We start from the raw sequence: 12923 nt of genomic DNA on the forward strand, positions 1-12923 counted from the left end.
CGGAAGTTGTACATCACGACGAGGACGTCTCGGAGCATCCGTCGGGGAGCGAATGATCCACCTCGGGCGGCAGGAACTGTGGATCGAACAGGGTGCAGAGGTCGGGATCGCGGTCGCTACCCGAAAGTTCGACTCCGGCCTGCGCCGATGCCACCGACGCGGGATCGAAGCCGCCGCCCCAGGTTCGGGCGGATGCTGCCCGTTCGACCACCTTCAGCGCGGCGTCGACATCGAATCCCGAGTAGTCGGCGTACAACTGGGCTGCGGCCAGTGGATTCGCGTCGATCGATGCGACCGCGTCGGTGTAACCGGCATTGATGGCGCGCACCACGCCGGGGTGGGAAGCGGCGTAGTCCTTGGTGGTGGTGATGGTGGATTGGAGGAACCGCTCCAGGTATTCGGGGCTGCTCGCGATGAGTTCGAAATCGTCCGGGCGCTGCTCGGCGACGATCGACGGCAGCATCGCGATATCCACGGACCCGGCTTCGAGCAGCGCGAGCCCCTCGCCGATACCACCCGAGGAGATACGTTCGATCCGGCCCTCGGGGATACCGGCCAGCTCCGGTATCAGCTGCGAGAGGGCGTCGGTTGCCGAGTTCGGACGCGTATAGGCCCACCGGCGCACGTCCTGAATCGAATTGATCTGAGTATTCGAGGCAAGTGCGTAGAAGTTCATCGGGTACGGACCTTGCGTTCCGCCACCCACCACACGAAGTTCGGCGCCGGTCGGGTCGGCCTGCACGATCGATGGGTAGCTCACCTCGCCGATCGGGATATTGCCGTCCAGCAGGGTGCGCATGGTGGCACTGCCCCCTTTGCCCGGCACGATGTTCTCGACGATGACGCCGTACTTCTCGAACAGCCCCTGTTTCTGGGCGACCAGCCACGGGATGCTGTAGATCTCGGCCGCGGCCGACACCGTCACATCGATGGTGACGGGTGCGGCGGGGTCGGCGTCGGGGCCCGGATCACCGGCGCATCCGGTTAGCGCGACGATCGATGCGGCCGCCATGACAACCGACCTGCCACGAAGGCCCCGGCGACGTGGGGACAGAAATGATGTGAACATGATCCCTCGACATATCGTGCGGGTCGGTGGTGACGATGCCGCCGCCGCGGGTGGTAGAGAGCGGCACGTGATGTGACGGCTCGCAGGATCTCGTTGATGAGACTTGGGTTACAGTGGGTGACTGTAAACATATGATGCTTTGGTCGTCAAGATCCCCATTTCACGACGATATCGGGCAACGCGCGACGAAATACCTGCCAATACAGCAGACTTTTCAGTATCCATCCCGGGCATGAGGTTGCACCGGACCGACGAAGGAGGGGCCCAGGTTGGTCGCCGATCACACGAACCACGGGTCGAAGGCAACGGCGCCCCGGCCGCCACTGGCCTACGAGATCCTGGTGGAGACCATCCGGGGGCGAATACTGTCCGGCGAACTCCCTCCGGGCACTCGCCTACCCACGGAACCCGAGCTCAGCGACGAGTTCGGCGTCGGCCGCAGCACCATCCGTGAAGCCCTCCGGTCACTGGCCACCCAGAACCTGATCCATACCACCCGCGGGGTGACCGGCGGCAGTTTCGTCACCGCGCCGAGTATCGGTCATATCAGTGCACACCTCGAGACGGGCGTCGCTCTCATGGCCGCGGCGCAGACCGTGAGCGTCGATCAGTTGATGGAAGTGCGCAACCTGATGGAGGTTCCCGCGGCCGGGATGGCAGCCTTTCGGCGCACGCCCGAACAGCTCGAACAACTCGAGGCGGTGATGTTCGAACCGGACGGCACCCAGGGCCCCGAGACATACGCGGCGAATCAGGAATTCCACCTCATCCTGCTGCGCGCCGCAAGCAATCCGTTACTCGAGTTGATCACGGCGCCGGTGTTCCGGGTACTGTCCGGCCGCTTCGGACGCGATCACACTCCGGACGGTTTCTGGGAATGCGTGGACCACGACCACCGGGCGATCCTCGCGGTGGTGCGCGACGGCGATTCGATGGCGGCCATGGATCTCATGCGCCGACACCTCGACCATCTGCGGGATTCGTACCGCCAGATGGACCATCTTCGGTCCACATAAGGTCATACATCTGATGTTTTATCCTGATGTCTCGAAGTTTTTCGGCAAACATGGGCTCCATGTTTGCGAAGGTAACTATTGACGTCGCAAACATCAGATGTTTACAGTCATCGCGACTGCCCGACCGAAGCCCTAGGAGGCACCGTGGCGACCCATCCCGCGATCTTGGGAAGGTTCTTCGAGGACTACACCGTTGGCGATGTGTACCAGCACCCACTGGGGCGGACCATCTCCGAGGCCGACAACACCTGGGTGACCCTGTTGTCCATGAACACCAATCAGAACCACTTCAATGCCCATCTGGCACAACAGAATCCGGTTACCGACGGCCGGGTGATCGTCAACTCGGGTCTCACCGTCTCGGTGGTGCTGGGTATTTCGGTACTGGATATGAGCCAGAACGCGATCTCCAACCTCGCGTTCACCGATATCAAGATGAGCCACCCGGTCTACGTCGGTGACACGATCTACGCCGAAAGCATCTGCACCGGTCTGCGCCGCTCGGAATCCCGACCCTACGCCGGCATCGTCTCGATGATCACGCGCGGATTGAACCAGGACGGTGACGAGGTCATCTCCTGGAAGCGTTCGGTCATGGTCGCGACCCGCGAAAGCGGTATCGGACAGAACTACTTCCCCGCGGCCAAGAGCGGGCCGCTCGAGCTACCCGGCTCCACCTCCGCCGGTACGACCAACGGAGTGACCGCATGAGGCCGCTCGAAGATGTCCGGATCCTCTCGCTCGAACAGTACGGCGCGGGCCCGTTCGGGAGCCTGCATCTCGCCGACCTCGGCGCCGATGTGCTCAAGGTCGAAGATCCCGGGGCCGGCGGCGATGTCGGCCGCTATGTCCCGCCTTTCGCCGCGGGCGAGGATTCACTGTTCTTCGAGACCTTCAACCGCAACAAGCGCAGCATCTCCCTGGACCTGTCGACCACGGCAGGCCGTCAGGTGTTCGAAGACCTCGTCCGCGAATCCGATGTCGTGTACTCCAATCTGCGCGGAGACGTGCCGGAGAAGATCGGCATCACCTACGACCAGTTGAAACACCTCAATCCGGCAATCGTCTGCTGCAGTCTGACCGGCTTCGGGATGACCGGTCCGCGCGCGAAAGAACCCGGATACGACTACATCCTGCAAGGCCTGGCGGGATGGATGAGCGTCACCGGCGACCCCGACGGCCCGCCCACCAAATCGGGCCTGTCCCTGGTGGATTACTCCGGCGGGTTCGTCGCCGCCATCAGCATCCTGGCCGGACTACACGCCGCCCGGCGCGACGGTATCGGCGGCGATTGCGATCTTTCGCTGTACGACACCGCGATGGGACTGCTCACCTATCCCGCGACCTGGCATCTCAACGGCGGCTTCGAACCTGTCCGTACCCGCAACTCCGCGCATCCCTCGCTCGTCCCCTTCCAGGCATTCGAAGCCTCGGACGGCTGGCTCATCGTCGGCTGCGCCAAGGAGAAATTCTGGCGACGGCTGGTCGTCGCGATCGACCGGCCCGAACTCGCGGCAGATCCCCGCTTCACCGATTTCGAGAGCCGCGGCCGCCACGCCGCCGAACTGCTACCGATTCTCGAAGAGATCTTCGCGACGGCCACCGTCGACCACTGGCTGTCGGTGCTGCGACCGGCCGGTGTGCCGACCGGACCTATCAACGATATCGGCCAGGCGCTCACCGAGGAGCACACGCTCGCCCGCGGGTTGATCGTCGACACCGAACATCCGCGCTTCGGCACGGTCCGGCAGGTCGCTTCGCCTGTACGTTTCGGCACCCAGCAGCCCGACTACCGACGGGCACCGGCCCGGGGCGAGCATTCCGATGCCGTACTGCGGGGACTCGGTTACGACGACGAACGGATCTCGGAGTTGACCGCCGGCGGCGCCTTCGGCACAGACGACCCGGGCGCCACCCGATGACTGCGGCCGCGGTACTGGCCGACTGGATTCACGAGACGGAGCCGTGTGACCTGCCGCGGGACGTGGAGCACGCCGTCGGCCGGCATCTGCTCGACGGTGCCGGCGTCACCGTCGCGGCAGCCCGCCTCGCCGCCGGTACCCCGGGGTGGACCGTCGCGCACAGTCTCGGTGGGCCACCGCAAGCGCGTGCGCTGACCGGTGACGAGGCGCTGTCGGCACCGGCAGCGGCAATGGCCACCGCGATGCTCGAGCACGCGCTCGACTTCGACGACACTCATGCCGGTGGCCTGGTCCATCCGACGGTGACCGTGCTACCGACCGCGTTCGCCGTGGGTCAGGAGCAGTCGGCGACGGGCGAGCAAGTCATGGCCGCAGCGGCTCTCGGACTGGAGACGGTCTGCCGGCTCGGCGCTGTCAGCCCGCACGGCTTCCACGCCCGCGGCCTGCACGCCACCGGTGTGGCCGGGCCGTTTGCCGCGGCGGTGACCGCGGGACGGCTGATGGGCCTGCCCGCCGCCCGCCTCGTCGACGCCCTGGGGATCGCCGGCTCCTCGGCCGGCGGATTGCTGGAGTTCCTGGATTCCGCCGCCGACACCAAATCCCTGCATCCCGGTTCCGCGGCTTTCGCCGGGGTGGTGGCGGCACGACTTGCCGCCGCCGGCGCCTCCGGACCGCCCTCGGTTCTCGAGGGTAAACGCGGTGTGTACGCGACACTTTCGGAACGAGCGGCCGATCTCGGTGTGCTGACCGACGATCTCGGGGTCCGCTGGGAAGTGACACGCATCGGTATCAAGCCCTACCCGAGCTGCCAGCTCATGCACGTGACCCTCGATGCCGTATCGGCCGCAGTCGCCGAAATAGCGGTCGATCCGGCCGATATCGTGGATATCGAGGTGCACGTCCACCCCGATTCCAGCCCGTTCGTCTGCGGTGACCACACCGGCACGGCTCCCCCGCGCAGTACCTACGACGCCAAGTTCGACCTGCCGTGGAGCGTCGCCGCGCTGCTGCACGACGGGTCGATCACGATCGACACCTACACCCCGCAGTCGATCACTCGCCCCGCGGTGGCAGCGACGGCGAAATCGGTCCGGGTGGTCCCTGCACCGGCCGAAGGGCCCGCCGCCGCGGCGCCCAGCCGGGCCGTCGTCACGCTGCGCGATGGGCGGACCGCGACGGGAGAAGTCCCGGGCAGCAAGGGAACACCCGAGGTTCCCATGTCCGATGCCGAAGTACTGGCGAAGTTCACCGGCAACTGCGCCGGGCACCCGCGGGCCGGCGAACTCGCCGACCGAATCCTGAACTTGTCCGCGGAGGCCGACCTGACCGTCGTGCACGACCTCGCCCATCTCATCGCCACCGAGCGGCACGACTGAAGAAAGCTGAGGAAACCAGCATGGATTTCACCTTCAACGAACAGCAGCGCGATTTCCGTTCGGCCTTGCGGGCCTTCGTCGAGAAGGAGATCGTGCCCGTCGCGAGCGAATACGAGCGTTCGGGCCGATACCCGACCGAAATCGTCGAGCATATGAAGAAAATGGGACTCTTCGGCATCACCACGCCCGAGGAGTACGGCGGCCTCGACCTCGACAAGGTGTCGTTCACCCTGGTCTACGAGGAATTGGCCCGGGGCTGGATGGGAATCGCCGGCATCCTCGGTAGCCACAACCTCTCCTGCTGGATGATCGCCCGTCACGGCACCACGGAACAGAAACAGGAACTCCTGCCGAAACTGGCCGCCGGGACCTACCGGACCGGCGTCGGCCTGACCGAACCGGGCGCGGGTACCGACCTCCAGGGCATCCGCACGACAGCCCGCAGAGACGGGGACCACTACGTGGTCAACGGTACGAAGACGTGGATCACCAACGCCCGCTACGCGAACGTCCTTCCCGTTCTGGTGAAAACGGATACCACCGCGACCCCGGCCCACAAGGGTATGAGCATTCTGCTGATCGACACCGCCACCGAAGGCTTCGAGGTGCAGCGTGATCTCGGAAAGCTCGGGTACAAGGGCACCGAATCGTGCGAGATAGTCATGACCGATGTGCGGGTGCCGGCGAGCGCGCTGCTCGGGGGAACCGAGGGCCGTGGCCTGCAACAGGCTCTGTCCGGGCTGGAGATCGGCCGCCTCAATATCGCCGGGCGCAGCGTGGGAATCGCACAGGCCGCCTACGACGCCGCCCTCGTCTACGCACGCGAACGCGAGGCATTCGGGCAGCCTATCGCGGAGTTCCAGGCGATCCAGCTGAAGATCGCCGATATCGCCACCCAGTTGCAGGCCGCGCGGCTGATGACCTATTGGGCCGCGTCTCGCGCCGACGGCGGCAACCGCGTCGATATGGAAGCCGGGATGGCCAAGACCTTCGCCTCCGAAACAGCGATCACCGCGAGCCTGGAATCCATGCGCATCCACGGCGGATACGGATACTCCACGGAGTTCGTCGTGGAGCGGCTCTACCGGGATGCACCGCTCATGGCGATCGGCGAGGGTACCAACGACATCATGCGTACCGTGATCGCGAAGGCACTCGTCTCGGGTCAGGGAGTCATCGGATGACGGCGACCACGTACCTGTACGTGCCGGGCGACGTCCCGCAGCGATTCGGCAAAGCGCTGCGCTCGGGGACGGACGCGGTCGTGCTCGACCTCGAAGACGCAGTGGTCCCCGCACAGAAAGACGAGGCACGCGCCGCAGTCGCCGAATGGGTCGCGGGCTGCGATCCGGACGGAGTCGAAATCTGGGTCCGGGTGAACCCGGGCGAATTGCAGGACAGCGATATCCGCGCGGTGGCCGGACCGAACCTCACCGGCATCTGGCTGCCGAAGGTGGAATCGGCCCGCGAACTCGACGCTGCGGACCGCATTCTCACCGAATGCGGGGCCGATAATGCGCGGCTCTCCGCGCTCATCGAAACGGCAACCGGGCTCTTGGCAGCACCGGGTATCGCGCGCTCGCCCCGCCTCCGGTTCCTGCAAATCGGTGAGGTCGACCTCGCCGCGGATCTGGGGATCGACGTGGATGACTCCGCCGAACAGTTGCTGTTCGCACGTAGCCGCGTGGTCACGGCGAGCGCGGCTGCCGGGATCGAACCGCCCGTTGCGGCGGTATCGGTGAACTTCACCGATCTTCCCGCGTTCGAGGCCGATACCCGGCGGCTCCGCCGCCTGGGTTTCACCGGGCGCGCGTGTATCCATCCGAAACAGCTCGAACCGGTGCGCGCCGTGTTCACCCCGACGGCGGAGGAGATCGGCCGTGCGGAGGATGTGCTGAGCCGGCTCGCCTCCGCCCCTTCGGGTGTCGGGGTGGACGCGCACGGGCATCTCATCGATGAAGCGGTCGCGCGATCGGCGCGGCGAGTACTCGCTCGCGCACGCTGAGCAGTCGACCGAGCCCCGGGAGGCACTCACCGATTCGGACGGTCGCCGGAAACGCGCCGTGCCCGCCCTCGCATATCGCGACGGCGGGCACGTCCGTACCGCGGGTATCAGTGCGCGAGCACCGGTTCTCCCTCGGCCGGAGCGGGCAAGGTGGATGGCAGCAGCGCCGCCAGCACGATCGCGCCGATCACGAAAACGCCTGCAGCCCAAGCAAAGCTGGTGGTGTAGCTTTCGATCGCCGACTGGGCGACAGTGATCTGGCTCGGCGTCCGCCCGGCGAGGTAGTCACCGGCCGCCGAGGCCGCGATGGTGCTCAGCAGCGCGGTCCCGATCGACCCGCCGACCTGCTGACTGGTGTTGATCATCGCGGAGGCGACACCGGCATCGTCGTGCCGGACCCCGGCGGTGGCGCTCTGGAACGCCGTCGACATCGCGGCGCCGAGACCGAGGCCGAGCAGGACCAGGCTGGGCAGGATATGGGTGGCGTAACCGGTATCGAGACCGATCTGCGTCAGCCACGCCATTCCGAGCGCGGCGATCGCGAACCCTCCGCTGACCGCCACCTTCGGCCCGATCCTCGGCAGCAGCAGCGACGGTGTCGTGGTGGACGAGGCGATCATTCCGGCGACCATCGGCAGGAATGCCACACCGGTCATGATCGGTGAATAGCCCAGCGTGAGCTGCATGTAGTAGGTCAGGAACAGGAAGATCGCGAACATGCCGATCCCCATGACGAATACCGCGAGGTATGCGCCGCCGCGGGTGCGGTCGAGCACGATACGCAGCGGTAGCAGGGGATGCGCGACCCGCGTTTCGAGCCAGACGAACAGCGCGAGCAGGGCCGCGCCGCCGACGAGGAAGGCGAGCGTCACCGAATCGGTCCAGCCTTCGCTCTCGGCGTGGGAGAAACCGTAGACGATCGCGAACAGGGCGGCGGTGACGACGACCGTGCCGGGGATATCGAGCTTGGGCCGGACGCCGGCGGCGTGCCGGGCCAGCAGCAGTACCGCGCCGACCAGTGCGACCGCGGCGAAGATCAGGTTCACGAACATCACCCACCGCCACGACGCCCATTCGGTGAGCGCACCGCCGAGCAGCAGTCCGATGGCTCCGCCGGTACCGGCGACGGCGCCGAAGATACCGAAGGCCTTCGCCCGTTCGGACGGTTCGGTGAAGGTGACGGTGAGCAGTGAGAGTGCCGCCGGTGCGAGCAGCGCGCCGAAAACGCCCTGGCCGACGCGGGCCGCGACCAGCATCTCGAAGTTTGCGGCCGCACCGCCGACAGCGGAGGCCACCGAGAATCCGATCAGGCCGACGATGAAGGTGTTGCGGCGCCCGAACAGATCGCTGAGCCGGCCGCCGAGTAATAGGAGGCTGCCGAAGGCCAGGGCATAGCCGGTGATCACCCATTGCCGGCTCGCATCGTCGAATCCGAGGTCGCGCTGGGCCTCGGGCAGCGCGATATTCACCACGGTCGCGTCGAGCACGACCATGAGCTGGGCGACGCCGAGTACGGCGAGAACCCACCATCGCAGCGCGTGCGAGCCGCGTCTGCCGGACGGTTTTTCCTGCGCGGATGGCCCGCGATCGAACGTGGTAGTCATCTCGCCCCTAGAAAAGAGTGGTTAAATGGAGGTTGCGTCTCCGCTTACCTGAACGCTAACACAATAACGGAGATCACGCCTCCACTTAATCCCGTCGTTGATAGACTGCGGCTGTGAAACCCGCCACGACCTTGCGCACCCGGCGCCTGCGCGCCGATGCCGTCCGCAATCAGCAACGCATCGTCGAGGCCGCCCGCGAACTGTTCGCCGAACGCGGCCTCGAGATCACCCTCGACGATGTGGCCGAACGCGCGGGCGTGGGAGTGGGCACGGTCTACCGCCGGTTCACCAACAAAACAGAACTCATCTCCGAGGTCTTCGAACGTCACCTCGGCGAATTCGCCGACGCCGCCGAGGCGAGCGTGCACCACCCCGATCCGTGGCTCGGCCTCGTACAGTTCGTCGAATACGCGTGCCGCCACCTCGCGATCAACCGCGGGTTCAGCGAAGTGATCCTCGAACTCGATCTCGATACCGAACGCTTCCACCGCATCCGCGACCGGATCAAACCGGCGGTCGCCGCCATCGTCGAACGGGCACGGGCAGCGGGCGTACTGCAACCCGATATCGAACCGTCGGATCTCTTCGCGATGATTCATATGGTCGACGGGCTCGCCGAGTTCGCCAAACCGATCAATCCCGAAATCTGGCGGCGCTATATGGCCATCACGCTCAACGGGATTCGCTCCGACAACATCGCACGCCAGGACCTACCCGTACGCGCCCTCACCGACGACGAAGTCGACCAGGCCAAAACCGCGCGCACGGCCCCCTGCGCCGGCCGTCGCCGCTGATCGACCCTTTTCGCCGGAGCCGAAGGGCATATCGCCGAGGGCTTACGACTCGGAACACTTCCGCCCCCGAAGGGCACGCGGCACGTGCCGTCCACCCAGCCGGGGCAGTTTCGCAAGCTCGCCGAAAGCCCACAGCCGAACACCGGGCCGGTGACAACTACTCGGCATCGAGATCGCCGAGCAATTCGACTGCAGCGCGCGCGTATTCGCCGATCCACCGGTCGTATATGCGTTTGATCGGCATCGGCGCGAGAGAGAGGTGCCGTTCCCGGCCCACTTTGCGGCCGGTCACCAGCCCGGCCCGCTCCAGCACCCGCAGATGTTGCAGCACCGTCGTCCGGTCCAGATCGGGAAAGAATTCACACAGCCCGCCCGTGGTGCGCGGCGCTTCCTTGAGCGCATCGAGCATGGCCCGCCGGGTCGCCGATCCCAGTGCTTTGAACACCAGATCATCGGGGTCCTTGTCATCAACCGCAGACATGTTGTAAATTTATCACATGTCTGAGCTGAAAGAACTCTCCTTCACCGTTTCCGGCCGCGTGGCCAAGCCCTGCGCCGAGGTCTACGAGGCAGTCGCCGACCCCGAACAGCTGTCGAAGTACTTCACCACCGGAGGAGCCCGCGGCCGGCTCACCCCGGGAACGGAGGTGACCTGGGATTTCCACGACTTCCCCGGCGCATTTCCGGTGCGGGTACTGAAGGCCGACGCGCCACGCACCATCGTCGTCCAGTGGGACGGCGAGGCCACCACCGACGAAGCCGGTGCCACCACCACGACCTTCGAATTCGAGCCGATCGACAACGACACCCGCACCCTAGTGACCATCACTGAATCGTCCTGGCGCCCGACCGAAGCCGGCGCGAAGAACGCCTTCGGCAACTGCGAGGGCTGGACCGGCATGCTGGCCGCACTCAAGGTCTGGGTCGAGCACGGCATCAACCTGCGCGAGGGCTTCTACAAATAGCCCCCGCACAAAGACCGGCAAAGGCACCTCATCGGACCGCCACCGGGTTGACGGGCGAGCCGACCGCGCCGGTGATCTTGATGGGGGCGGCGGTGAGGAAGAAATCGTAGATCCCGTCCTCGGCGCACGCTTCGGCCAGCGCGTCGAGGTCCCACATTTCGCCGATGAAAAGGCCGATCTGCGGAATCGCGACCTGGTGCAGCGGCTGGAAGGCTACCTCGAATTCGTTCGGCCGCACCTCGAAACCCCAAGTATCCGTGGCGATTGCGGCGATCTCGGTAGCGTGTAACCAGTCCGCGGTGGTGAAGGACAGGCCGGGAGCCGGCCCGCCCGCGTATTCGCCCCACCCTTCGCGGCGGGCCCGGGTCAGCCTGCCGGTGCGCACGACGACGATATCGCCGCGGCGGATCTCCGCGGTCGCCCCCTGGGCGGCGACGGTCTGCTCGAGGTGATCGCGGGTGATCGCGAAACCGTCGGGAAGTTCCCCGTTTTCGCCGATCGCCCGGCCTACGTCGAGCAGGACGCCGCGGCCGCAGATCACATCGGCAACGGTTTCGATACCGGTGACCTGGTCGCCGAGACTGGTGACAACCTGTTCCGCGGGTCGGCCGTTCCACGCGCGGCCGTGGTCGAAGATATGGCCGAGCCCGTCCCACTGCGTGGAGCACTGCAAGGGCATCGCGATCACATCGTCGGCGCCGCCGAGACCGTGCGGGAAGCCCTGGATTCCGGCGACGGCGTCGGTTCCGGTGTCGAGCATGGTGTGCACGGGGTTGGTGCGTCGGCGCCAGCCTTTCTGCGGACCGTCCATATCGAAGGACTGGGACAGCGAGAAGGAGCGGCCGGTGCGGATCGCGGCGGCCGCGGCGCGGCGGGTGTCGTCGTCGAGGAAATTCATGGTGCCCAGGACGTCGTCCGGGCCCCAGCGTCCCCAATTGGAAACCCGGGCGGCCGCGGCGGCGATGGCGCCCTCGGGGTCGGCGGGGTCCAGTTCTCCGGCGGTCATGAGAGCACGCCTCCGTCGAGTTCGGTGAAGGTGTCGCGCACCCAGTCGGCGATGAAGGTGGTCACGTGCGGCAGGTGGTCGAGGCCGATATGTTCGGTCGCGCCTTCCTCCGGCGTGAAGAGCCGTAGTTCGCGTTTGGGGCTGTTGACCGCCTGGTCGTAGGAACGGTGCGCGTATTCGAGCGGGATCTGCCGATCCTTTTCGCCGTGCGCGATCAGGAACGGCACTGTGATCTTCTCGACCACGCCGTCGAGGTGGATATCCTCGGCGAACTCGATGAAGGTCGGGATATCGGGCTGTCCCCACACCCACAGCACATGATCCCAATAGTGCGGGACCGGGTTCTCGCCCTCGCGGTCGAGCCGCCGCTTCTGCACCGCGCCCCAGTTGTGGTTGGCGCCCCAGGCCACGCAGAGTGCGAGACGTTTCTCGAACGCCGCGGCGCGCGGGACGTAGTAGCCGCCGAGCGACCAGCCGGCCAGCCCGATCCGGTCGGCGCGAATATCGGGGCGGGCTTCGAGCCAGTCGACGCAGGCGGCGGCCCACACCTCGGTATCGATCCGGGCGGTGAGCCCCTGCAACCGCAGCGCCTCACCGCTGCCGGGGCAGTCGACCATCAGCGTGGAGATACCGCGAGCGGCGAGTTCGGTATGGATTCCGGCGCCGACCATCATCTCCTTGGTGGAGTCCAGCCCGTTCCACATGATGACCACCGGTGTCGGGGCACCGTCGGCCGACGCGTTGTGGAAGTACGCCGGAAGAGTGGTGTCCTCGTAGGGAATCGCGACCTTGGTGGTCGCCGGGTCGATCAGCGCACACGATTTCAGCAGCAGGTCCACGCTGCGCTGATATTCGGCATTGCGACTCGAATCCTTGGCGCTCTGCATCCGCTCCGCCTGCGCGACATACACCGACGCACGGAAATACACCTGCCCGGCAGTGCGCCGATGGCCCGCTTTCTCCGCGTCCACGGCCTGCTGTTCGAGCCGGTCGGCCACCGCCCGCCAGGCGGCCATGAACTCGGCGGTGCCCACATCGGCGCCCTGAACGGCGAGTTCGCGGATGGGGCGGCAGGCGCGGTCGACCTCGTCGATCAGGCCGCCGCTGTTGAGTGTCGCGACGACGCCGAGGTTCCAGATGTAGTTGCCCGGAAAGTATTCGAACAT

Annotated in this window: 13 protein-coding genes; 8 read left to right on the forward strand and 5 right to left on the reverse strand. The window is 66.1% G+C overall.

What is annotated here, in order from left to right; genetic code table 11:
* Nucleotides 1-13: 13 nt before the first annotated feature.
* Nucleotides 14-1012, reverse strand: a complete 999-nt coding sequence (locus ON22_RS19395) for an ABC transporter substrate-binding protein (protein WP_033241131.1) — start codon at nt 1010-1012, stop codon at nt 14-16.
* Nucleotides 1013-1392: 380 nt separating this feature from the next.
* On the opposite strand from ON22_RS19395, the gene ON22_RS19400 reads away from it, so the two are divergent.
* The 6 genes from ON22_RS19400 to ON22_RS19425 all read left to right on the forward strand — a co-directional run bounded on the left by ON22_RS19400 (nt 1393) and on the right by ON22_RS19425 (nt 7388).
* Nucleotides 1393-2085, forward strand: coding sequence for a FadR/GntR family transcriptional regulator (locus ON22_RS19400; protein WP_373280878.1), 693 nt, complete (start codon nt 1393-1395; stop codon nt 2083-2085).
* A gap of 144 nt (nt 2086-2229) precedes the next feature.
* Nucleotides 2230-2796: a MaoC family dehydratase gene (locus tag ON22_RS19405; RefSeq protein ID WP_033241129.1), complete on the forward strand. Its 567-nt coding sequence runs from the start codon at nt 2230-2232 to the stop codon at nt 2794-2796.
* Entirely contained in the window at nt 2793-4007 is a 1215-nt protein-coding gene (locus ON22_RS19410; protein WP_033241128.1) for a CaiB/BaiF CoA transferase family protein, read from the forward strand. The genes ON22_RS19405 and ON22_RS19410 overlap by 4 nt, the downstream gene beginning before the upstream one ends.
* A complete protein-coding gene (locus tag ON22_RS19415) occupies nt 4004-5383 on the forward strand; it encodes an MmgE/PrpD family protein (protein WP_033241127.1) in 1380 nt (459 codons plus the stop codon). The genes ON22_RS19410 and ON22_RS19415 overlap by 4 nt, the downstream gene beginning before the upstream one ends.
* Before the next feature lie 20 nt (nt 5384-5403).
* The gene (locus tag ON22_RS19420; protein WP_033241126.1) at nt 5404-6567 is read left to right on the forward strand and encodes an acyl-CoA dehydrogenase family protein; all 1164 of its coding nucleotides are present in this window, start codon (nt 5404-5406) and stop codon (nt 6565-6567) included.
* Nucleotides 6564-7388, forward strand: coding sequence for an HpcH/HpaI aldolase/citrate lyase family protein (locus ON22_RS19425; protein WP_033241125.1), 825 nt, complete (start codon nt 6564-6566; stop codon nt 7386-7388). Before ON22_RS19420 ends, ON22_RS19425 begins: the two co-directional genes overlap by 4 nt.
* 107 nt (nt 7389-7495) lie before the next feature.
* Here ON22_RS19425 and ON22_RS19430 read toward each other — a convergent pair whose 3' ends face one another.
* Nucleotides 7496-8992 (reverse strand): MFS transporter, encoded by a 1497-nt coding sequence (locus ON22_RS19430; protein ID WP_033241124.1) that lies wholly within the window; start codon nt 8990-8992, stop codon nt 7496-7498.
* A 113-nt stretch (nt 8993-9105) separates the two neighbouring features.
* On the opposite strand from ON22_RS19430, the gene ON22_RS19435 reads away from it, so the two are divergent.
* A complete protein-coding gene (locus ON22_RS19435) occupies nt 9106-9786 on the forward strand; it encodes a TetR/AcrR family transcriptional regulator (RefSeq protein ID WP_033241123.1) in 681 nt (226 codons plus the stop codon).
* Between the two features lie 157 nt (nt 9787-9943).
* Here ON22_RS19435 and ON22_RS19440 read toward each other — a convergent pair whose 3' ends face one another.
* Nucleotides 9944-10267, reverse strand: a complete 324-nt coding sequence (locus tag ON22_RS19440) for an ArsR/SmtB family transcription factor (RefSeq protein WP_033241122.1) — start codon at nt 10265-10267, stop codon at nt 9944-9946.
* A 16-nt stretch (nt 10268-10283) separates the two neighbouring features.
* Between ON22_RS19440 and ON22_RS19445 the strand changes: the two genes are divergently transcribed.
* Nucleotides 10284-10751 (forward strand): SRPBCC domain-containing protein, encoded by a 468-nt coding sequence (locus ON22_RS19445; RefSeq protein ID WP_033241121.1) that lies wholly within the window; start codon nt 10284-10286, stop codon nt 10749-10751.
* Nucleotides 10752-10779: 28 nt separating this feature from the next.
* On the opposite strand, the gene ON22_RS19450 is transcribed toward ON22_RS19445, so the two are convergent.
* Together ON22_RS19450 and ON22_RS19455 are read right to left on the reverse strand one after the other, a co-directional pair.
* The gene (locus ON22_RS19450) at nt 10780-11757 is read right to left on the reverse strand and encodes a cyclase family protein (RefSeq protein ID WP_033241120.1); all 978 of its coding nucleotides are present in this window, start codon (nt 11755-11757) and stop codon (nt 10780-10782) included.
* Nucleotides 11754-12923 carry an alpha/beta hydrolase family protein gene (locus ON22_RS19455; RefSeq protein ID WP_033241119.1) on the reverse strand — a complete coding sequence of 390 codons (1170 nt, stop codon included), beginning with the start codon at nt 12921-12923 and terminating at the stop codon, nt 11754-11756. Before ON22_RS19455 ends, ON22_RS19450 begins: the two co-directional genes overlap by 4 nt.

It is taken from the genome of Nocardia carnea NBRC 14403 (genome assembly GCF_000308515.1).
GTDB classification, from domain to species: Bacteria; Actinomycetota; Actinomycetes; order Mycobacteriales; family Mycobacteriaceae; genus Nocardia; species Nocardia carnea.